Here is a 21,028-nt window from a genome sequence, read left to right as displayed (position 1 = left end):
AGGTTTACCGGGGTACAGATGGTACGAGAGGATGTTGGCACTGACATACTGTTATCCCGGCCACTCATTTCCGTCTATATGCCTACCTGGAACCGTGAAACGCTGACTATCCGTGCCATACAATCGGTTTTGAAACAGGACTATGAACACTGGGAACTCATTATAATCGACGATTTCTCATCGTCATTTGAGCAACTCCAGACGTATATCGTCAATCTGAATGACCCCCGTATAACCTATATCCGCAATGAATTTAATTCCGGGGCCTGTGCCGTCCGGAATCAGGCGATACGAATGGCCCGGGGTTATCTGATAACAGGTCTGGATGATGATGATGAATGGCTGCCGACACGCCTGTCCTCTTTTCTTGCCTGCCAGCATAAACTTCAGCAGCACGGCTTTTTATACGCCAATGATTACCTCTGCGACAGTACCGGATACCATCATCCTGATGAGTTACAGGTGTATCCGAAACCGGCTTATAAAAAGAGCCTGTTTGATAAGCGGAATATTATCGGCAACCAGATGCTGACCTTAACCAGTAGGATGCAGCAGGTTCTGTTCGATGAGCGCCTGACGGCTGCACAGGATTACGATGCCTTTTACCGGCTGGCAGAAACCTTCGGCGATCCTTTCAAGCTGGATGCGATCACCCAGGTGCTTTATGTCAATCACGGAGAGGTCCGCATCACTTGCTCAGGACGAAAGTTTGCAGGTTATCTGGATTTTTACCGTAAGCACAAAGCCAAATTAGACGTATCGAGTAAAAAATATCAGCTTTTCACCCTGTACTACATCCGCAATAAAAAGATGCGCCCGCAAACGCTGATGAAACTGATGACGCTACGCAATCTGAAACGCTATCTGATGATGTATTCCAGCTTCCGGAACAGGAAGTTCTAATGCGGACAGATAATGAAAGATCTTCGGTCTTTAGTATCGTGGGTTAGTTCAGGTTGAAAGTTGAGGCGATTTATGAGACGTCACAGCTTTCATTTTTCGCTCATAGTGGGCATCCATCGGTTGAACTCACAGCCAGGAGCGGACCTTACCCCGATGAAGTAAGTCGGGAAATTTGCCGGATAAACACCCAATAATTTACGTAGCCGGGATCCATTCAACAATTGTTCTTGCCAACTCCCAGGGCTGTTCGAGCGGAATCATATGGCCGCAATCGCGAATGATTCTTAGCGATGCATAAGGTATGGCTTCAACCAACTCTTCTGCCTCCTTCATCGAACGGATGGCATCATCTTCACTGGCGATAACCAGCGTTGGACAATATATCGTTGCAGAAGGTATACCTTGCCTGGATAAGGATGATTGCGTGATGAAGGCTTCAAATCCCAGAGAGCATCCCATTTTCTGGATAGCTGAAATCATATCCTGATTTGATGTGTTTAGAGGGTGGAGTGACCGGGCAATAGCATGGCTGCTCAGCCCCTTAAACGTTGTGGGGGACAATAACTGCATGCTTTTCCGCTTTGCTTCAGCCTCTAACGGCGTATCTTCCCGTAAGGAACTGGCAATAAGCACTAAGGACTCTACACGTTCAGGCAATTCTGCTGCCAGTTGTCGGGCAATATACCCTCCCATCGAAAAACCTATCAAAGAAAACTTCTCAGGCAGAAGGGTAATCAGATGCTGCACTACATCATGAAGGGTTCGTCCTTCAGTTACAGATGCATGATGAACAATACAGTTTGACGGCAGGTATGTTTCAAATTCATGCCAAAGCATTTCATTCAGCATAAACCCGGGAATTAAAACGATTGTACGCGGCTTTAAACTCATAGATCTCGCTTAAATGCATCAGTGTATTTATTGGGTTAGACAGGTTAAAAATATCTGACTAACTGCGACAATATCAAATTCCAGCCCTGGATAGGCGTTGTCTATTTCCACAGAGTTTCTTAACGTTTCTAACGTCCTCCCAAGCTTCCTCCACCATCAACAGGCAGCACCACGCCAGTAATAAAACTCGCTTCTGGTGATAAAAGAAAGGCTATTGCTGAAGCCACTTCAGTAGGAGAACCAAGTCTGCCCATAGGGATTGTCGATAAAACACGTTGTTCTGCTTCACTTCCAACGGGTCGTGTTTTATGAAAAAGCTCTGTCTCTATTGGCCCAGGTGCAATCGCGTTTGAGGTGATCCCGAATTGAGCAAGTTCTAATTCCCAGGTCCGTGTACAACCTACCAGAGCACTTTTTGCTGCTGAGTAAGCTGTTCGGTCAATCGCACCGTAAATGGCACGGCTGCATACATTAACAATTCTTCCCCAGCCTCTGCTCTTCATGTTGCCGATGAGTGCTTGTGTTATTTGAACTGCCACGCGTACGTTTATATCCATGACATGTTGGAACGTTTGAATATCAATACCTCCAAGTTGTTGAGGTAAGGCTACACCAATATTATTCACTATGCCGTGAACTTCGTGATTTTCGGCAATTTTCATTAGAATTAAATTTGTTTCATCAGCGCTGCTCAGATCGGCCGTATATAAAGTACCAGGGAAGCTGGTATCGTCATTACGAGCAATGCCGACAACCAGATGACCCTGTTTTGATAATTTATCACTGAGAGCTCTTCCTATCCCTCGTGTTGCACCAGTGATTAGATAAGTGCGATATGGCCCCATATTAAAATCCTCTGTTTCGTTTGGAAGAATGCGAATCAAATGCTTACTGAAATCCCATTTTTTACTAACCCTCCATTAGGCTAGCAGAATAATTGCCAACCTCCGATCCTCGCTCAAAACTCCCCGTCATGTCAGCTTTTGACGCGTTAATCAACAACCGTAAATATGCCTGGCTCACATCCCTGTGAGCCGCAGATGGGTTACATCAATTTATTCAGTTGAGCGCGGGCTTCCGGGGAAAGGTCCAACGGGTGGCGATAGTCCGGCGCTTCGGTGGCACGGGTGAACAACGCGACTAGCCAGTCATAGACATAGCGCGTGGCAGCGTGGGCAGGGCGCTCACCTAACTGCGTCAGACGTTCGGTATTACTCGCCGTTGGAGCAAACAGAGTACTGCCTTTCACCACGCGGCTTGGCGGGCGTGAATCGACGGGCATATCCGCGTAGCCCAGCCACGCCAGAAAATTACTGATAGTGGCCCTCAGGCGTGCGGCGCTGGCGCGCTCATCCGGAATGACCGCCTGTAGCTGTTTTGGCAAATCGAGCCGGTAGCTGGTGATTATCAGACAATCTGCCAGCTGCTGGAGCACCGCCGGAGCAATTCCATAGCGACGGGCGTGGGATTCGCTGCGACTCCACTGGCGCAGGTAATTCACCCACAGCGCATGAGCCTGAAAGCCGCTGTCCTGTCGAGCACTGCCGCTGGCCTGCGGGTCGTCCGGGAGGGCGAAAAGATCCATGTTATCGCTGAACAGTTCACTGACTTTTTCTTCACGTGGCTGCTGCACCTGGCTGAGCTGTTCGAAGGTGGAAAGAGGGGGCAATAAACCTTCCAGCAGCTCACCGAGGGTCGCAGCGTGACTCTGCAATTCACGCACGAGATTTTCAGCCTGGAGACGCGCGCTGGCGGCATCGGTCTGCGGCGCGTGCTGCCAACAGGCCATAATCTGGCGCACAGCCTGTGGCTGACGTTCACTCAGGCGTTCAAAACGTGCCGCGCGCAACGCTGGTGCCGTCGCCTGTGACAACCATTCGATCAGCCGTTGCAAACTGCTGCCATCGAGCGCCTGTAACGTCCCCCAACGCTGGCCCGGTTTCTCAATTAACTGTTGAACGGCTTCGTCAAGATTCAGCTTACGCACGAAGCGGTCGTCCTGCGGAGTAATGGCCCACACCAGGCCCGGTAACGCGGCGTCGTGCTGCGGTTGGGTGTCGCTGACCCAGCGCACCAGCGCACGGGCGCTGGTTGGGATCTGCCCGCGCGTGGCCGCTGCATTACAAATCAGCAGCAGATCGGGCTGCATCTGCTGGCGATAATGTTCCAGCAGCCAGCGGCATTTACTGGCCCACAGCGCATGGTCAGTTCCCTGGGCGGGCTGCGGGATATCAATCAGGTCGACGTTATCCAGCACGCCATTTTCAGTTGGCAAGACCAGTTCAACGGTCAGCAAGGCCAACGCGTTTAGCGGCAGGCTGACGGCATTGTGTAACTGTTCGTCGATCAGCGGATGCACTACCGTTTCGCCTTCTGGTTCGCACTCTGGCGTCAGAAAACCCTCAGCGGGTAAGGCGAAACTGTCGACCAGCAAGCTGAGCGGCGCGGCCAGTTCGCGTGCGTTTCCGCACTGCTGGAGCACATGCGCCAGCGTCAGCCACTGGCGGGTCAGTTCCTGCTGTTCGCCCCATAGCAGTGCCCAGGCGCTGGCACGCGCGCTAAGGTCGAGACACGGTAACAGCTGAATAAACTGCTGCCACAGGGCGTCGTCAATCTGCTGATATTGGGCAGGCACATTCACTTGCCAGAAGTGGGCGATAGCCGCGACATCTTCTTCATTCATTCCCGGTACCGGCTGCGTCTGGCGAAGCGATTGCCAGGCATTCAGCCGCGCGGCCACTACTGATTTTTCTACCTGACGCACCGCGCCGTGCTGCAACGCATGGGCGAGAAACAGCTGTACCAGTTCCGCCTCACGCATAATGCGCAGGCGTAGCGGAAACGCGTCGTCCGGGGTTTGCGCGCTGTGGCTAAAACGCAGCGCCATCCGCGTCACGGCATGACCGGGGTTAAGGTGCGTGAAATAATCGAGTGTTTTACTGCCGGTGTGCACCAGTAAACGGCCGTTACCGCTGCTGCAAAGTGTACCAAGCAGGTGCGCTTTTGCCGCCTGCGAATGCCCGTAAAGCGCAATGCTTGCCGGGGCGGACTGCGCGGTTTTCAGCGCTGTTTCCTGCGCTTTTAGTTGATACAAACGCGTGAGCAATGCATCAGCATCGGTATCGAAAAGCGGCGAGGTCCGACGGTTCGCGTGGGTCCAGTCGATGATAGTTTGCAGTCGGCTCATTTCAGGTACACGCTCCCGCTGTCGATCCAGTAATGGCTGCCGCTATGACGGCGGTCGGCCAGAGTATTCAGTTTCAGCGTCAGGGCGTCCGGTGCCACCGGCGTGCCGTCCTGAAGCCAGGCGTCGGCCAGCACAAAGGCTTCCGGGCCTTCGGATTTATTGCCGCCAGTGAGCTGCAGGCGAACCTGCAACACGCCGTCCCCGGCAATGGCTTTTGCCACTTCCGGCGAGTTGATGCTCAGAGTGTACAGCGGTGTCGCGGGCCAGCGGGCATTGGCGAGCTGACGGAAGCCGAGTGTGACGTTGCCGCGCAGGGGGAAATGTACCTGCGTATCGACCTTCGCCCCCGGTTTGTCCAGATCGAGCGCTGAATACCAAATATTTTCTTCGCGCAGCGTGTTGACGGTGCTGTCCAGCACGCCGAGATAGCGTACGGTGGAGTAGGCGCCGATATCCGCCGCTTTAAAATTAAAGCGCGGCAGACGTAAATCCAGCGCCAGGCTGCACAGCATCGCGCCGACGGCGGCGGTGGATTTCGGGTTGCCGATGCGGCCTTGCTGGCTGAACGGATACCATTCGTGGACGTGATAGCTGTCCATCCACACCATGCGATTCACCGGCACCGGCTGCAAATAACGGATCAGCGCCTGAACGCCCGGCAGACAGCCCGGACGCCCGGTCACCAGCAGCACGTCGCAGGCGTAATGTGAAATCGCTTCGCACACCGCATGCAGCGGGGCGGCGATGGTAAATTCGCCCGCCAGCATTGCATCGTGTAAATCGCGGAAGCTGACCTGCAACGGCGTGGCGAATAGATCGAAAGGCTCCGAACCGGCTGGCTGCGCGTGGCTGATTGCCTGGCTGACATAATTCATCACGTTGCGGGTCGGCGTCTGCGCTAACAGTTCGCCGAAGGTGGCATGCAGACCCGCCAGCGGATCGTTGATGTCGCTTTCTTCCCACGCCCCAAGAATGGCATGACCAACAGGCATAAACAGCTGCAGGGCCGTTTGCTGGCGCAGCACGGCCTGCGTATCAATGCGCCCGGAATCGCCAAACAGCGTTGCCATCAAGGCTGGCGCATCGGCAATACCGGATTTTTGCAGCTGAGTTTGCAGCGCGGGCAGCACGCAGCGCTGAATAATGTCGAGCAGAATATCGTCGCCCGCCACCTTAAACCCTTCGCGGAACAGCAGCTGCGGCGTGATTTTGACGTTGCTGCCGGTGCCTTCATCCAGTCGATAATGGGTGATGGCCATATCGGTGGTGCCGCCGCCTAAATCGATGGCCGCCACGCGCAGGGCTCGACCTGGACGGCTGCCGGGTTCCGGGTCACGATCCGGGCGGGCAAGAGCGGGGAAAAATGCTTCTGTCTGTCCACCAAAGTGCGACATTGCCTCGTTATACAGCCACACCAGCTGGCCACAGCTGGCTTCGTCCCACTCCATGTGGATTTTTGGCACCGGAACAACGCTCTTGTCCTGCTGTTTTTGCGTCACAAAGTCGTCGTCCTGCGGGTGCCAGCCCAGTGCTTTCCACACCAGGGCAATGGCTTCAAACATACGGCGACGGAAAATCTCGCGTTCTTGTTTCGGCATCGCCGACGGCAGCGTCAAAATCAGGGTACGCAGCTGGCGCGGCGAAGACGGGAAACCGAGGCGCTGGCGGGTCGCCACGCTGTTAATTTGTCCCAGCGCCTGCGACAGAATTTCGCACAGCATATGCGTCATCAGCGTGCTGCGGCTGTACTGCGGTGAAAACACCGGCATCCGCTCATCCTGCGGCAGTGTAAACAGTGGCTGTCCGTCATCATTCATCAGATAAGCCAGCGGGAACGCGGCAGCCAGCGGTTCGCGCTGTGTACGGCTGTTCATCTGGCTGAAGCGCCAGTCCTGAACGGTCGGTGTTTCATCCCATAAATAGCGGCGCGGGCTGGAGATCCCACTGTTGCCTTCGGTGCCCAGACGCTGCATCGCCAGCTTGCGGGCTTCATCGCCCACGCGAACGATTGACGGCCAGACGAACGCATCTTCGCGTCCGCTTTCTACCGAGAAATGCTGTTTGCCAAAGCGCGCTTCGGAGAACTCCAGGCGGCTGGTGAATAACGGGGCATTGAGGAACTGCGGTTCACTCAGCGAGCGTACCTGTAATTCTGCGGTCTGGCGCAAACCATCGTTGGCATCGCCATGATCTTCGATGATCACCCCGCAGGTATGGCTGTTGCCGACGTCCAGAATCAAATCCACCGGGATCGCCGGCGTACTAACGGTGGCAGTGGCGATTTTCACTTCCGGCACGCTGAGCTGTTCACCCAGCAGCGCCAGCAGGTTCAGCCAGTGCCCCTGATATTCAAAGCCGCGCATCGCCTGGGCAATGTCACGCTCGCTGCGGTTTTCTTCCACGCTGGCGTAATGGCTGAAGACTTCGCGTAGCCAGCCGTCAATCCAGGTCTGATCGAGGAAATCAGCCACTTCTTCATCGCGCCAGGCCAGTGCAAAACGTGTCCCGTTCAGCAGGTCATTTTCAATCGGGGCCAGAGCGGAAGGGGCGTCGTCACGAATTTGGCTGTCGAGGGCGATGGTGACGCGGTGCGTGTTTCCGGCGCTGTCCGGCTCGGGCAGTTTGCGAATTTGCACGCGCGTCCAGTTGTCCGGGCCTTCCACAAACGTGCGGGGCGGATTAAAACGCAGGAACGGCAGCGGCAGCCAGACGCCGTCGAGCATCGCCAGAGAGTGATCGAGCGGAAGGGTGCTTTCGGGTTTCACCACTTCAGCCTGCTGGCCGTCGATGGCAGGCAGCGTGTAGCGGCTATTGACGATGTCGTAGTTCAGACGCAGCAGCGGACCGTTGGCGGTTTTACGCACGAAGCGTCCATTGCTTAAGGAATCCTGTGGCGTCAGCCCAAAATCGAGAAACTGCACCCCGCTGTTAGCAATCAGAGTGATGCTCTGTTGATAATCACATAGAGTAACCAGCATTAGCGCGCCCCCACTTTACGGAACGTCAACGGTACGACGGTGTTTGCGTCGTAGCGTCCATTGCTTAAGGAATCCTGTGGCGTCAGCCCAAAATCGAGAAACTGCACCCCGCTGTTAGCAATCAGAGTGATGCTCTGTTGATAATCACATAGAGTAACCAGCATTAGCGCGCCCCCACTTTACGGAACGTCAACGGTACGACGGTGTTTGCGTCGTAGCGTCCGGTGCATTCCGCCACGTCGCTGACGCCTGCTTTACAGGTAATTTCTGGAACCGGATAGCGTGAACCATCGCTGCAACGCTCGTTGCCACGGCTTTTTACCAACAGCTCGCCATTCTGATGCAGGCCGGAGAAAATTTCAGCCTTACAGACCACATTGTCGCCATGCACCAGACGCGCATTGCCTTTATTGTTGAGAATTTGATAGCGCAGTGACGGAGCCTTACCGGTGACCGGATCTTTCACGTCGACCAGCACACGCCAGGTGCCGTTAAGGAATTTGGTGGTGCCAGCGCGCATCTGATCGGCCTCCATCACCAGCGCATCTTTCGCAATGGCAGCAATAATCACCGGTTTTTCCTCCGGCTTCTCTTCTTTTACCGGCTCGTTGACGCTCGCCAGATGCAGCGGCAGGGAGTGCGTCAGTTCTGGCAGTGCAGGTGCCGTCGGTTTTGTCACTGCGATGGGTTCCACATGGGCCAGAACCGGTTCCGCGGAGGTCGTCGACCGAGGCCATAACAGCGGCCCGGCAATGGCGGCGACGAGTACGGCCGCCACCGGTAAGCTCCACAGCGGAATGCGGCGAAAGGCTTTCTGCACAGCGACGTCCACTGGGGCCTCTGGTTCGACGCTTTCTTCAATGAGTTTAGGTTCAGGAAATTCTTGTGCTTCTGCGGCAACGGTCATCGCCAGCAGCGGCTCATCGGCCTGGCTGAAGGTGACTTTAAGCGCGTCTTCATCCGGAATGTCTTCGTAAAGGTCGATAACGGGTTTTGGCTCGGGTGCTAAATGCAGGCAACCAAACAGTTCCTCGCGGGCGCTTTCGTTCAGATTCACAAAGCCCCAGAAGGTGATAACCGGTTTGCCGCTGACCAGGAAAACGTGGTTTTCGCCAGGAAACTGCAACGCTTTTTCCAGCAGCGCGCCGAACAACTGCTGTGCGGTTTTGTCGGACTGCTGGCATTTGCGAGCCAGACTCAGCGCGCCGTCGGCCATGGTTTCCAGCTGATTCAGTGCGCGCTCACGCAGGTCTTCATCGGCCGCTTTCCACGCCAACACGTCGCCTTCAACCGGCGAATACCAGTCCACGCGATCGCCATCATCGTTGACCTGCGGGATAGCCAGACACTCAACCAGCGTCTGCTGTTTGCGCAGGCGCAGCGTCTCACGAATCTGTAATGCTGATGCAAATACGGCCTGGCCGCCGCCGCCCACGGACTGGAAATCGTCCAGACTGCCGCTGCGTAATAGAGTTTTTGCCACGTTCTTATCCCATCGACTTTTTCACACCGCTACTCTAACGCAGGCGGGAAGGGGATAAACGGGCGAGGAAAAGCCAAAAACAGCAAATACTCTGGCTATTGAATGCACGTGAAACGCTTGCTTTTTTAGAAAGTTCTTAAGTGAAATTATTGGCGAATAAAACGGCGGAATGGGTTGAATAAGCATAACCTGATGCCGTTTCGTTATTTGCCAGAATAACCCCCTTGTGCTGTGATTAAGCCTCATATAATAAAACTAAACAGGCTTATAACGATGTCTCCAACACCGACAGGGAAAACGCTGCTGGCCCTGGCCCTCAGCGCATTGTTACCGGCAGGGGCCGCAATGGCGGCAAATAACGACACCCTTGTTTACTGCTCCGAAGCATCACCGGAGTCGTTCAACCCGCAGATTGCCAGCTCCGGACCATCGTTCGTGGCCAGTTCGCAGGTGTTGTACAACCGCCTGATAAATTTCGATCCGCAGAAGAACACCCCGATCCCCTCGCTGGCAACCGCCTGGACTATTTCCCCGGACGGTAAAACTTATACCTTTACCCTGCGTCAGGGCGTGAAGTTCAACAGCAATAAATTCTTCAAACCGACGCGTGATTTCAACGCCGATGACGTTATTTTCTCGGTGATGCGCCAGAAGGATGAAAATAATCCGTACCACAAAGTATCGCAGGGGAATTACGAATATTTCACCGACGTGGGGCTCGATAAGCTCATCAAAGATGTGAAGAAGATTGATGATTATCACGTCCAGTTTGAGTTAACTGAACCAAACGCCGCTTTCCTGGCCGACTGGGGAATGGATTTTGCCTCGATCCTTTCCGCGGAATATGCCGACGCGATGCTGAAAAAAGGGACGCCGGAAAATGTTGATACCTGGCCTATCGGCACAGGACCGTATGCATTCCAGCAGTATAAAGTCGACTCGCTGATCCGCTATGTTGCTAACCCGAACTATTGGGATGGCGAGGTGCCGACGAAACACCTGATTTTCTCCATCACCCCGAATGTGGAAACCCGTCTGGCGAAGCTGCAAACCAACGAATGCCAGATTATCCCTGCACCGTCGCCAGTGCAGTTCGACGTTATCAAAAAGAACAACGATTTGGTGCTGCATTCTGTGGATGCGCTTAACGTCGGTTATCTGGCGTTTAACACCGAGAAAAAACCGTTTGATAACCTGCTGGTACGCCAGGCGTTGAACTACGCCACGGACAAAAAGGCCATCGTCAATGCGGTGTTTATGGGTTCCGGTACGGTCGCAAAATCACCGCTGCCGCCGAAAATGCTGGGTTACGACAGTCATTTGGCAGACTACGATTACAACCCTGAAAAAGCCAAAGCGCTGCTAAAGCAGGCAGGGCTTGAGAAAGGCGCGGAAGTGACGCTGTGGTCGATGCCAGTCCAGCGCCCGTATAACCCGAACTCGCGCCGTATCGCCGAGATGATCCAGAGTGACTGGGCGAAAGTAGGAATCAAAGCCAAAATTACAACCTATGAATGGGGTGAATATCTTTCCGGGATGCGCAAAGGCGAACATGATTCGGCACTGTTTGGCTGGATGTCCGACAACGGCGATCCGGACAACTTTGCCGACACGCTGCTTGGCTGTGACAGCATAAAAACGGGCTCGAATGCCGCGCGCTGGTGCGATAAAGGGTATGATGGCCTGGTGAAAAAAGCCAGGCTGACCAGCGACCCGGCCGCACGCGCGAAGCTGTACCAGCAGGCGCAGGAGATTTTCTACCAGCAGGCTCCATGGATTGCCCTGGCCAACGGTAAAACCTTCTTCGCCACTCGCAGCAACGTGACCGGCTACAGCGTCAGCCTGATGGGCAGTGATTTTTCGAAAGCGAAGCTGAATTAAGGAGCAGATATGTCACATTTGGATGAGGTAAGTACCCAGGTAGACGCGGCCATTGAGGACGGTGCTATCATCGGTATGAATGAATTGCTGATTGTGTTGAGCGATGACGCAGATCTGAGCCGGGAAGACCGTTATACCCAGCAGCAGCGCCTGCGCACCGCTATCGCCCACAAAGGCCGTCATCACAAGGAAGAAGAAGACGCTCGCCACGACAGCCTCACCAAAGGTGGCACGATCGTTTGAGTTTTTGCTTTATGGCATTTCCCGGTAATGGGGGAATGCCATTCCTATACTTAAAATCTTACCAGTATGAACACGGTATTTTCCTGAAACTGGCGTTGGCCATTACGTTATCGTTATATTGATGAGGTCAATATTAAATGATATGACGCTCTCTTGAAAATCATTGAATTCCGCAATGCTATATATATTCTGAATTGATATAAATCAAAGTCTAACGAATTAGCCATGAACCTCAGCCTGCATGAGAAAATATCACAATAAAATCATCGAGATGATTTGCGTTGGGTTATTTTCTGAATAATTATCTCAGTATAATACACTTTGAAATTACCACCCGGCAAGATATCTCACTGATTAGGTAATGTTTCTAATTTATCTGGCTATTTTATTTGATATGGTCCGTCATTTAACGCGTTGCCAAATGGCACGGCAGTTGTATATTTAACTCGAAATCCATATAAACTCAACATATTGCCATGCTCTACATTATTTTTTTATCCCTACTGAGCAGCAGGCTATGGATAATAAAATTTAGCGCAGTAAATGATGGATCATATCAATGACAAATAATGGATTGTATTTTACGCTGAATGTAAAAGGTTTACCCGGTAACACTTTTTCGGTCGTGGGTTTTACCTTACAGGAACAGTATTCAGCCCTGTTCTCCCTCGAACTGGAGCTCGCCAGCGCTATACCTGCTGTCGATTTTGGTACAGTGTTGGATAAAGTTATTACGCTGACGGTCTGGCGTGATGCTGTCATACAACGTGTTGTTAACGGCATTGTGGTGTCGATGGAGCAGGGCGACACCGGTTTTCGCCGCACCCGCTATTCACTTTCGGTTCGTCCAACGCTCTGGCGTGCCAGTCTGAGGCGTAATTCACGGATTTTTCAGCAACAAAATCTGCAAACTATCGTTGAAACGCTGCTGGGTGAGCATGGTATCAATGACTACGCCTATTCACTGCGCTATGAACATGCCGTCCGTGAGTTCTGCGTCCAGTATCAGGAGGACGATTTAACATTCATTGAACGCATGTTTGCCGAGGAAGGTATCTTTTACTTCTTTGAACATGACAGTGACAAGCACACGCTGGTCTTCGCTGACCACTGTGGTGGCCAGAATACCGGCCCCGTTTTACCCTACAACGTCGCCCCGTCTCAGGAGCCTTGCATCACGACGCTGCGTCGGCGTGAAAGCCTGCGCCCGACAGACGTCATATTAGGGGATTACACCTTTAAAAATCCCCGTTGGGATGCGGTTTACCGCGATCACGCGCGGGATATGCAGCATCAGAAGCAGCGCTATTTTCATTACGATTATCCGGGGCGCTATAAAGATGACTCCGGGGAACGCTTTTCCCGTTGGCGGGTGGAAGCGCTGCGTAATACCGCCCATCAGGGAGACGGGGATTCTAATTACGCCGCTCTGCAGCCGGGTACGGATTTTACCCTGACTGACCATCCCCGCGCGGAGATGAACACCCGCTGGCAGATAACCCGAATTACCCACACTGGGCACCAGCCGCAGGCACTGGAAGAAGAAGCCGGTGAGGCGGGAACCACGTTGGTCAATCAGTTCACCTTTATTCCCCGCAACCAGACCTGGCGCCCTCTGCTGACGGATAAACCGCGTATCGATGGGGCGCAAATTGCCGTTGTCACAGGGCCTCCCGGCGAAGAGATTTATTGCGATGCGTATGGTCGTATTCGGGTTCGTTTTCCCTGGGATCGGTCAGGAAAAACCGATGACAGCAGCTCCTGTTGGATACGGGTCTCCCAGCCCTGGGCGGGACAAGGCTGGGGAAGCCTGGCCATTCCGCGCATCGGCCATGAAGTTATTATTGAATTTCTGAACGGTGACCCCGACCAGCCGGTGGTCATCGGGCGAACTTACCATGTCAATAATTTGCCACCGGGTGGCCTACCCGGAACCAAAACCCAGATGAGCCTGCGCTCCCAGACCCATAAAGGCCGTGGATTTAACGAACTGCGTTTTGAAGATGAAAAGGGCAAGCAGGAAGTGTTTATCCATGCCCAGAGAGATATGAATACCAAAATATTACATGATCGAACGATGACAATAGCCAACAACGATACAGAAACAATTGGAGGATTTCAGAACATCACAGTTGATAAAGATCAGACACTGACGGTGAAAGAAAACAGAACAGTGAATATCACTGGTAATGAAACTATAACAATTGGTGGAGGCGAAGATGTTACCGTTGATGGGACTTACACACTAACGGTCAAATCAGACTCCTGTAAAATTATACGTGGGGGAGCCAGCATAGAATTAATGAATGAATCTATTGATTTAAAAGTGGGCGCTGCGTCTATAGCAATGAGAGCTAATGGTCAGATTGAAATTTGCGGGGCGACAATTAAGATTAATGGAAGCGGAATTGTGGACATTGATGGTTCCGAAGTGCAAATCAACTAACAGTAAATTTGTTAACGCTACAAGGGAATGGTTAAGATAATGAGCGATAATAGTGATGATGTTATAAAAATGGATGAATCGCGGCAGTGCGTTGTCAAATATAGGGTTGAGCAAGAGATTGCAATAAAACTTAATGACATCCCTGTTAACAGCACTCAGGTTAAAACGGATTATACTATAACGCACAGTGAAAATGAACCTCTGTTATATTCTGTGCATGTTGATGATTACATTTCAAAGATATCTCCGGATTCACATCAGCCGTTATTAGATGTCGTGAAAGAAATCGACAGGCTAAAAAGTAATGTTGCCGTGTGGATTCATCCCTCGACAGGAAAACCTGTGAGTATAATGAATCATCAACATATTATTACTGAATGGCAAGAGTATAAAAAAGAGTTTCTCAAAAAGAATGAGTTTATTCGCGCCGAAGAAGTAAAACAACATGTTATTAATTTCATCTCAGCCTTCGATGAGCAAATTTGCTCCCATGAACAGTTAGTGTCTAATCTGGATGCTCAAATATTCTTTACCACTTTTTTTGATCACTTTTTAGTTCGAACGCAAAATTTTGAGAGTGATGTGTTGATGGATTTTAATTCGCAGCTTTTTACAAACGTGGTGACGCCATTAACTGTAACGCAGAAGATCGTTCAGGAATCCCCTGATAGCGTAGTGGTGCGCAAAACGGGAAAACCCACTGGCTTTATCGATGTAGATGAAATAGAACGGCAATATAACCAAAAATACAAGCCATCTCTTGATTATCATTTTTCAACCTACTTTGCGGAATACAATTCTCAGGTTGAATTTAATACAGTCGGTAAATATTTGGAATATGCAGACATCCGAATGCGGGAGCGAGTTGAGAGTAATGTTGAACTGGATATTAGTTGCCGAATTCGGAGGAAAGTCTAATGGCCCAATCATTTGTTCGCCAGGGGGTTAATATCATTTGCAGTAACATGACCGTGTCATCCCCCAGAAAATTAGGCTTGCATCCGGATAAGGTACTCGTGAAAACAGCAGGCATTACGATAAACACGGTTGTTCCTGCGCCCTTGTTAAATATTCTGGATAAAAAACTAGATGATTGCTTTAAATGCAAAATGCCGAAAAAAGTGTGGGGCGGACTGGCTGCATTTTTTGCAGGAGTTGCGATTGTGGCCATTGTTATCGTCGTGGTGGTTACCGCTCCTGTGTCGGGCCCCATTGTTGCCGCAATAGCCGGGATTGCGACGGTGACATCCGCTATTGTTGTTGGCTCGGCCGCTGCTGTGGGCGGTATAGCATCCACAATCTATTCTGTTTATAAGTTAAGTCATGAATGCGACAAGATTTTCGATGCACAATGGGTGTATTTCCACAATACGGTTTTATTTGAAAAACAAAATGCACTGCTCAATCATTCATATTTAATGTGCCCAGTCGGCGGCAGACTGAATATTATTATTAGTGACCCCCTGGCTTCACAGGCAGCAAGATTAATATCCAGCGCTAACAATAAAGAAGTTTGGCTTCAGTGGACAAGTAAATTTATTACAGGCGTTTTAGCTTTTGGCTTCGGGAATCCTATTGGTGTAACTATTGCCTCTGGAATGGAAATATATAGCACAATGACGGACCAAGGAATTTCCAACCAGAGTGCTAACTTATTGGGCGAGGCGGGAAAAGCGACACAGGATCACGCAGTGAGTACTACAGCAGAGGCAGCGGTCAAGCATAGTTTAATCCGCAACGGTGGGATGATGATTTTAAATGTCGCCATCTACGCGGAGGGGAAAGGGATTTTGACCACCGCGCAGGCTAATAAAATATTAGATTGGTTAGTCAGTAATGGGAAAGTTTTTTCCTGGAATGAACTTGGTGCTGAATTTAAAAGTGGGCTAACTGGTGCTGTTCTTAGTTTTGCGGTAGATCAAGTATCGAATAAAATTGAGGTCGGATATGAACAGAAAGTTGAAAATGATATGGCTTTACTTTATTCTGAAGTACAGAAAGGATTAATCAATATAAAAATAGTTTCCACGAAAAAAACAAGGGAAAAGTAATGATTAGGGGAATAGGTTATACTTTTGGTATGTTTATTGGCATCCCGCTATTAATTGTAATTGTTAATATATTGTTCTTCCGGGGTAATCAGGTAACACCAAAAGAAGTTTCTGAATATATTTCGAATTCAAATGCAATTGAAGTTACCATTCCTATGGGAGCTACACGGTTTTCGGAAGTCTACTATCCAAAACTAACGCAAGGAAACAATCTAAAAATATTCTTTAGAATCACATTCTATTCTTCAAGGTATCATAAGTATATGGAGTTGATTACTTTTAGTGGTTATGATTTTCGTGGTGAATATCATTATGATAATAATAGAACCAGAAATATAGTTATTAATTCTGGTGGAGAATTCTTAGTTCGCACTAACAAGGCGCAGTGGAGTGATCCCGCTTATGGTTCTGAAGCTAACCCGGTCCCAGTTTTCGGTGTGAAAGTCATTGAAAGCGGAACCGGAGAGCCTGATGTGGAATTTGATGTCCCGGATAATCTTAATCGTATATTTGTAGAGCAATACCTGGACCATTTTTTATCTAAAGAGGATTTTAAAAAACTCTTTGGATAAAAGACCGCGAGGAAGCGCAGAGGAATCTATTTGGATTCCTCTGTTCGCCTAATAAAAGATCAATACGATAAAGATAATATCAAAATAACTTCTACACTAAAACAAGGGAAAAGTAATGATTAGGGGGTTAGGTTATACTTTTGGTGTCTTTATTGGCATCCCGATCTTACTTATAATAGTTAATTTTTTGTTCTTTCGTGGTAATCAGGTAACACAAAATGAAGTTGAGAACTATATCGCGAATTCAAAAATTATTGAAATTTTCATTCCTACTGAAACTGAACAGGATTCGGAAGGATATTATCCAAAGCTAACCCAAGGTGATAATTTTAAAAGAATTATTCGAGTCTGTTTTTACTCAACGGAGCATCGAAAATATCTGGAATTGATTACCTTTAATGGTTATGATTCCCGTGACGGAAATAATTATGATAATAATTATACTAGAAGCGCAGTGATTTATTCTGGTGGCCACTTCTTAGTTCGCGCTAACAAGGCGCAGTGGAGTGATCCCGTTTACGGCACCGAAGCTAACCCGGTCCCAGTTTTCGGTGTGAAAGTCATTGAAAATGGAGTGGGAGAGCCTCAAGTGGAATTTGATGTCCCGGATAATCTTAATCGTATATTTGTAGAGCAATACCTGGACCATTTTTTATCTAAAGAGAGTTTTAAGAAACTCTTTGGATAAAAACACCGCAAGGAAACGCAGAGGAGTCCATACGGATTCCTCTGTTCGTCTAATAAAAGATCATAACGATAAAAAATATCAAATAGCTTCTACGCTAAAATAAGGAAAAAATAATGTCTAGGGGGTTAGGTTATACTTTTGGTATGTTTATTGGCATCCCGCTCTTACTCATAATAGTTAATTTTTTGTTCTTTCGTGGTAATCAGGTAACACAAAATGAGGTTACTGAATATATTGCAGAATCAAAAGTTATTGAGGTTGTCGTTCCTGGAGGGATTACACGTATTTCAGAAGGATACTATCCCAAATTAACTCAGGGTAATAATGTAAAAAGAATCTTTCGAACCATGTTTTATTCGCAAGAGCATCATAAATATATGATGTTGATTACTTTCAAGGGTTATGATTTTCGCGGAAAATACAATCATGATAACAATATGATTCGAAATACCATAATTTATTTTGGTGGTAATTTCTTAGTTCGCGCTAATAAGGCACAGATGAGTGATCCCGCTTACGGCACCGAAGCTAACCCGGTCCCAGTTTTCGGTGTGAAAGCCATTAAAAGTGGAACCAGGGACCTCCAGGTCGAATTTGATGTCCCGGATAATCTTAATCGTATATTTGTAGAGCAATACCTGGACCATTTTTTATCTAAAAAGGACTTTAAGAAACTCTTTGGATAAAATACGGCGAGAAAACGCAGAGGAGCCCATACGGATTCCTCTGTTTGCCTAATCATTGTTGAAGAGTAAAACGGGGTGAGTGGTAAAGAACGCTCAGAACGATCGCCTGGCGACCAGCCAGGCGCCGACGACCAGCATCACAGCGCCGCAAACTGGGCCGACCAGTGCGCGCCACGGAATGCCCTGCTGGCGCAGAATATCCATCGCTAACCCGCCAATTAACTGGCTGGCGACTAACACCGCAATGGTGGTGGCCGCGCCGACGTACTGATAGCCGCTGATGCTGGCAAAGACGAAAAATGAGCCCAGCAGGCCGGGGATTAACGTCCACCATTTGACGCTCGAGGACAGTTCCTGAAAGCCGCTCAGCCCGTGTTTAATTAACAGAATCGACACAAACAGCACAATACCGACCAGCGAATTGAGCAGCATGGCAATGAGGATAGTCGACGCCGATTGGGTGATGCGTACCATCAGCGTGTTCTGGATAACCAGACCGATACCGGCAGCAATCAGAAAGGTGAGGGTCAGCGACTGGTTCATCCACGGGCGTCCGGATCCTGGCGATCGTCGAGCTGTAACTGCATAAACGTAAGATCGAGCCAACGTCCGAACTTGGTCCCGACCTGTGCCATGTGCGCGGTGGTAACGAAACCGAGCGTTTCATGCAGCTTCAGCGATGCCTGATTCTGCGACTCAATACCCGCCACCATGACGTGTTTACCGATAAGTCTGGCCTCAGTGATTAACTGAGTCAGCAGCGCACGGCCGAGGCCTTTACCCTGATGCTGGGGGTGAACGTAAACGGAGTGCTCAACGGTATGACGAAAACCATCGAATGCGCGCCAGTCACCAAAAGAGGCGTAGCCAGTCACGGTGCCGTTTTCTTCGCTAACCAGCACCGGATAACCCGCAATCTGGCGCGCTTCGCACCACGCGATGCGGTTATCGGTATCAACGGTTTGATCGTTCCAGATGGCGGCGGTGTGCAGCACCGCGTGATTATAAATTTCCGCGATCGCCGCGCAGTCTTCTTTGCTCGCGTAACGAATGTTCATGGCTGGCCTCGGTTGTTCACTATAGTAGTACGGTATAGATACTATAGTTCTGTCTGTTTTGACAAGAGGGCAGCGCTATTTGGCGATAACCGTGCCTGCAGGCAGCTTCCAGTCAGGCGCGGTGAATTTTTTCAGGGACTGTGGGCGATATAACTGACTTTTCCACATTCCGGAACTTTGTTGTACGGGAGAAGGCTGTGAACTTTGTAGGCGAGTGACGGCGGCCTGATGCATCATCATGTCTGCAGACGTCGGGGTGTTTAGCTGGCGCGGGGTTGTTTTATAGGGCTTACCGTTGCCCCATTCACAATGAATACGCCCCAACGGATCTTCATCATAACGGCGAAGGGTCAGGTTCACCTTGAGCGCCGCCAGTTCATCCCTCAGCCAGCGGTAGCTGATGTTGGATAGCCCGTTACCGTTATCGGCCGCGCTGTATCCGCCGCCCACATCGGCATGAATGCCGGAAAACAGCACCTGGACGATGCCCGTCCGCTGATCCCAGTAGGTGGGGGTGAAATCGATACGCTGTTCATCAATAGCAATAGCCTGCCGGCCGAAGCGCACGCCGCTGCCCAGTCGGGTGTCGGCAAAGCGGTATAAATCGATGCGTTTATCGTTCATATACGCGGGAATGCCGAGTGAACCCACGGTTTCCCAAACTGCGACGGCTTCTATCTGCACGTTGTAACGCATTGAGGCAGGGTCGATTCGCTGCTGAAAGAACATCGGGGCGTCGAGCAGAATATCGCTGAACAGCGAATCTTCAACGCCAGACGCCTTGCGGTAATTCGCCCAGGCCGCCGATCCCAAACGGTATGCGCTGACTTTGTCGGTGAGATCCAGTTTGCTGGCGTCCAGCAGGCCGCATTTGCCAATCATTCCGGCGAGCGCTCGCACCGTGTACGCGCCGCGACTGAAACCGACCAGATAGATGCGATCACCTGGCTGATAGTTGCGGCTGATAAACGTATAGCCGCGTACTATTCGTTCGATTATTCCTGCGCCAAAAACGCCGCCCATAATTTTGATGTACCAGTTGCGGGAATCGCCGACGCCGTGAAGATATTTTGCGACCTGAGTCACGGTTCCGGACGCGGTTGTGACCACTTTTTCTTGCTCATTGCCGAGTTTAAGCGACGCTGGATCGTCCACTCCGGCCAGGTCGGTGTAAAGCCGATAGACATTGGTAAAATCCGGCGAGCCGTTATCGTTGTCCATTTGATCGGGGCCGTTCCAGGTGCCATCGGCGCAGAAAATAATGTTTTTGCTCATGGCGATACGCCCAACAAGGGAGGTTATGTTAACTCTAGCGAAGTTGCGTAAGGCTGCCACTCGAAAACCGCGAAAATGCACTATAGTATTACGCCATGAATACTATTGAAGACAATCTCAACCAGCGCATTAGTGCGCGCATTCGCATCGAGCGCGAATCCCGGGGCTGGTCGCTGAGCGAACTGGCAGAACGAGCAGGTGCGTCACGGGCGATGATCCACAAGATCGAACGCGGCGACAGTAGCCCGACGGCGACCATGCTCGGGCGGCTTTCTGGTGCGTTTGGGATAAGCATGTCCACGCTTATCGCCCGGGCGGAAATGCAGGAAGGCAAACTCCTGCGCCTTGCCCATCAGCCGGTGTGGCGCGATCCGCAAAGCCATTATTTACGCCGCCACGTCTCTCCGCGCAGTGATTTACCGATCGATTTAGTGCAGGTCGAACTGCCTGCGGGCAGCGATATTCCGATGCCCGCGTCGTCGTATGCCCTGGCGCGTCAGTTGATCTGGCTGCAGCAGGGAGAACTGCTGTTCATCGAAGGCGACACTCGGCATGCGATGCACGCCGGTGACTGTCTGGAACTCGGGCCACCGAACGACTGCCGCTTTGTGAACGAAACTGATCAATCCTGCATTTACCTCGTCGTGCGACTGAATCATTCAGGCTCATAAAGACAATGCGCAGGT

General features: G+C 50.6%; 18 protein-coding genes and 1 pseudogene. 10 read left to right on the top strand and 9 right to left on the bottom strand.

What is annotated here, in order from left to right; all coding sequences use genetic code 11:
* Nucleotides 1–18 precede the first annotated feature (18 nt).
* Complete coding sequence (gene wcaA / locus MUU47_RS04955) at nt 19–903, top strand: colanic acid biosynthesis glycosyltransferase WcaA (protein WP_258987249.1); 885 nt, start codon at nt 19–21, stop codon at nt 901–903.
* Nucleotides 904–1,098: 195 nt separating this feature from the next.
* Here the strand turns inward: wcaA and MUU47_RS04950 are convergent, their stop codons facing one another.
* The 6 genes and pseudogenes from MUU47_RS04950 to MUU47_RS04925 form a co-directional block, all read right to left on the bottom strand.
* Nucleotides 1,099–1,794 (bottom strand): alpha/beta fold hydrolase, encoded by a 696-nt coding sequence (locus tag MUU47_RS04950; RefSeq protein WP_258987066.1) that lies wholly within the window; start codon nt 1,792–1,794, stop codon nt 1,099–1,101.
* Nucleotides 1,795–1,922: 128 nt separating this feature from the next.
* On the bottom strand, nt 1,923–2,639 hold the full coding sequence (locus tag MUU47_RS04945; RefSeq protein ID WP_258987064.1) for an SDR family oxidoreductase: 717 nt from the start codon (nt 2,637–2,639) through the stop codon (nt 1,923–1,925).
* A gap of 200 nt (nt 2,640–2,839) precedes the next feature.
* Nucleotides 2,840–4,981: a virulence factor SrfC family protein gene (locus MUU47_RS04940; protein ID WP_258987063.1), complete on the bottom strand. Its 2,142-nt coding sequence runs from the start codon at nt 4,979–4,981 to the stop codon at nt 2,840–2,842.
* Complete coding sequence (locus tag MUU47_RS04935; protein WP_258987062.1) at nt 4,978–7,959, bottom strand: virulence factor SrfB; 2,982 nt, start codon at nt 7,957–7,959, stop codon at nt 4,978–4,980. The genes MUU47_RS04940 and MUU47_RS04935 overlap by 4 nt, the downstream gene beginning before the upstream one ends.
* A gap of 38 nt (nt 7,960–7,997) precedes the next feature.
* Nucleotides 7,998–8,123: pseudogene (locus MUU47_RS23475) on the bottom strand (virulence factor SrfB); the annotation flags it as partial.
* Nucleotides 8,123–9,442 (bottom strand): SrfA family protein, encoded by a 1,320-nt coding sequence (locus MUU47_RS04925; protein WP_258987060.1) that lies wholly within the window; start codon nt 9,440–9,442, stop codon nt 8,123–8,125. The gene MUU47_RS04925 and the pseudogene MUU47_RS23475, both read right to left, overlap by 1 nt.
* 273 nt (nt 9,443–9,715) lie before the next feature.
* On the opposite strand from MUU47_RS04925, the gene MUU47_RS04920 reads away from it, so the two are divergent.
* The 8 genes from MUU47_RS04920 (at nt 9,716) to MUU47_RS04885 (ending at nt 18,009) form a co-directional block, all read left to right on the top strand.
* Complete coding sequence (locus tag MUU47_RS04920) at nt 9,716–11,323, top strand: ABC transporter substrate-binding protein (protein WP_258987057.1); 1,608 nt, start codon at nt 9,716–9,718, stop codon at nt 11,321–11,323.
* Nucleotides 11,324–11,332: 9 nt separating this feature from the next.
* A complete protein-coding gene (locus MUU47_RS04915; protein WP_258987055.1) occupies nt 11,333–11,566 on the top strand; it encodes a DUF2526 family protein in 234 nt (77 codons plus the stop codon).
* A gap of 559 nt (nt 11,567–12,125) precedes the next feature.
* Nucleotides 12,126–14,012, top strand: coding sequence for a type VI secretion system Vgr family protein (locus MUU47_RS04910; protein WP_258987053.1), 1,887 nt, complete (start codon nt 12,126–12,128; stop codon nt 14,010–14,012).
* A 39-nt stretch (nt 14,013–14,051) separates the two neighbouring features.
* The gene (locus MUU47_RS04905; RefSeq protein ID WP_258987051.1) at nt 14,052–14,930 is read left to right on the top strand and encodes a hypothetical protein; all 879 of its coding nucleotides are present in this window, start codon (nt 14,052–14,054) and stop codon (nt 14,928–14,930) included.
* On the top strand, nt 14,930–16,063 hold the full coding sequence (locus tag MUU47_RS04900; RefSeq protein ID WP_258987049.1) for a PAAR-like protein: 1,134 nt from the start codon (nt 14,930–14,932) through the stop codon (nt 16,061–16,063). The genes MUU47_RS04905 and MUU47_RS04900 overlap by 1 nt, the downstream gene beginning before the upstream one ends.
* Entirely contained in the window at nt 16,063–16,635 is a 573-nt protein-coding gene (locus MUU47_RS04895; protein ID WP_258987047.1) for a DUF8188 family protein, read from the top strand. Before MUU47_RS04900 ends, MUU47_RS04895 begins: the two co-directional genes overlap by 1 nt.
* A gap of 115 nt (nt 16,636–16,750) precedes the next feature.
* On the top strand, nt 16,751–17,323 hold the full coding sequence (locus MUU47_RS04890) for a DUF8188 family protein (protein WP_258987046.1): 573 nt from the start codon (nt 16,751–16,753) through the stop codon (nt 17,321–17,323).
* A 113-nt stretch (nt 17,324–17,436) separates the two neighbouring features.
* Nucleotides 17,437–18,009, top strand: coding sequence for a DUF8188 family protein (locus MUU47_RS04885; protein WP_258987045.1), 573 nt, complete (start codon nt 17,437–17,439; stop codon nt 18,007–18,009).
* Nucleotides 18,010–18,102: 93 nt separating this feature from the next.
* Here the strand turns inward: MUU47_RS04885 and MUU47_RS04880 are convergent, their stop codons facing one another.
* From MUU47_RS04880 to MUU47_RS04870, 3 genes are all read right to left on the bottom strand, one after another.
* Nucleotides 18,103–18,552 (bottom strand): DMT family transporter, encoded by a 450-nt coding sequence (locus tag MUU47_RS04880; RefSeq protein WP_258987044.1) that lies wholly within the window; start codon nt 18,550–18,552, stop codon nt 18,103–18,105.
* Nucleotides 18,549–19,067 carry a GNAT family N-acetyltransferase gene (locus tag MUU47_RS04875; RefSeq protein WP_258987043.1) on the bottom strand — a complete coding sequence of 173 codons (519 nt, stop codon included), beginning with the start codon at nt 19,065–19,067 and terminating at the stop codon, nt 18,549–18,551. The genes MUU47_RS04880 and MUU47_RS04875 overlap by 4 nt, the downstream gene beginning before the upstream one ends.
* A 75-nt stretch (nt 19,068–19,142) precedes the next feature.
* Nucleotides 19,143–20,342 carry a T6SS phospholipase effector Tle1-like catalytic domain-containing protein gene (locus tag MUU47_RS04870; protein WP_258987042.1) on the bottom strand — a complete coding sequence of 400 codons (1,200 nt, stop codon included), beginning with the start codon at nt 20,340–20,342 and terminating at the stop codon, nt 19,143–19,145.
* A gap of 95 nt (nt 20,343–20,437) precedes the next feature.
* On the opposite strand from MUU47_RS04870, the gene MUU47_RS04865 reads away from it, so the two are divergent.
* Nucleotides 20,438–21,013, top strand: coding sequence for a helix-turn-helix domain-containing protein (locus MUU47_RS04865; protein ID WP_258987040.1), 576 nt, complete (start codon nt 20,438–20,440; stop codon nt 21,011–21,013).
* Nucleotides 21,014–21,028: the final 15 nt, after the last annotated feature.

It is taken from the genome of Scandinavium hiltneri (assembly GCF_024764835.1).
Taxonomy (GTDB): domain Bacteria; phylum Pseudomonadota; class Gammaproteobacteria; order Enterobacterales; family Enterobacteriaceae; genus Scandinavium; species Scandinavium hiltneri.
This window is presented reverse-complemented; position numbering and strand designations above follow the sequence as displayed.

Bases quoted from the DNA above. Each gene is read 5' to 3' on its own strand.
- wcaA (WP_258987249.1), top strand. From the start codon at position 19: ATGGTACGAGAGGATGTTGGCACTGACATACTGTTATCCCGGCCACTC.
- MUU47_RS04950 (WP_258987066.1), bottom strand. From the start codon at position 1,794: ATGAGTTTAAAGCCGCGTACAATCGTTTTAATTCCCGGGTTTATGCTG.
- MUU47_RS04945 (WP_258987064.1), bottom strand. From the start codon at position 2,639: ATGGGGCCATATCGCACTTATCTAATCACTGGTGCAACACGAGGGATA.
- MUU47_RS04940 (WP_258987063.1), bottom strand. From the start codon at position 4,981: ATGAGCCGACTGCAAACTATCATCGACTGGACCCACGCGAACCGTCGG.
- MUU47_RS04935 (WP_258987062.1), bottom strand. From the start codon at position 7,959: ATGCTGGTTACTCTATGTGATTATCAACAGAGCATCACTCTGATTGCT.
- MUU47_RS04920 (WP_258987057.1), top strand. From the start codon at position 9,716: ATGTCTCCAACACCGACAGGGAAAACGCTGCTGGCCCTGGCCCTCAGC.
- MUU47_RS04915 (WP_258987055.1), top strand. From the start codon at position 11,333: ATGTCACATTTGGATGAGGTAAGTACCCAGGTAGACGCGGCCATTGAG.
- MUU47_RS04910 (WP_258987053.1), top strand. From the start codon at position 12,126: ATGACAAATAATGGATTGTATTTTACGCTGAATGTAAAAGGTTTACCC.
- MUU47_RS04905 (WP_258987051.1), top strand. From the start codon at position 14,052: ATGAGCGATAATAGTGATGATGTTATAAAAATGGATGAATCGCGGCAG.
- MUU47_RS04900 (WP_258987049.1), top strand. From the start codon at position 14,930: ATGGCCCAATCATTTGTTCGCCAGGGGGTTAATATCATTTGCAGTAAC.
- MUU47_RS04895 (WP_258987047.1), top strand. From the start codon at position 16,063: ATGATTAGGGGAATAGGTTATACTTTTGGTATGTTTATTGGCATCCCG.
- MUU47_RS04890 (WP_258987046.1), top strand. From the start codon at position 16,751: ATGATTAGGGGGTTAGGTTATACTTTTGGTGTCTTTATTGGCATCCCG.
- MUU47_RS04885 (WP_258987045.1), top strand. From the start codon at position 17,437: ATGTCTAGGGGGTTAGGTTATACTTTTGGTATGTTTATTGGCATCCCG.
- MUU47_RS04880 (WP_258987044.1), bottom strand. From the start codon at position 18,552: ATGAACCAGTCGCTGACCCTCACCTTTCTGATTGCTGCCGGTATCGGT.
- MUU47_RS04875 (WP_258987043.1), bottom strand. From the start codon at position 19,067: ATGAACATTCGTTACGCGAGCAAAGAAGACTGCGCGGCGATCGCGGAA.
- MUU47_RS04870 (WP_258987042.1), bottom strand. From the start codon at position 20,342: ATGAGCAAAAACATTATTTTCTGCGCCGATGGCACCTGGAACGGCCCC.
- MUU47_RS04865 (WP_258987040.1), top strand. From the start codon at position 20,438: ATGAATACTATTGAAGACAATCTCAACCAGCGCATTAGTGCGCGCATT.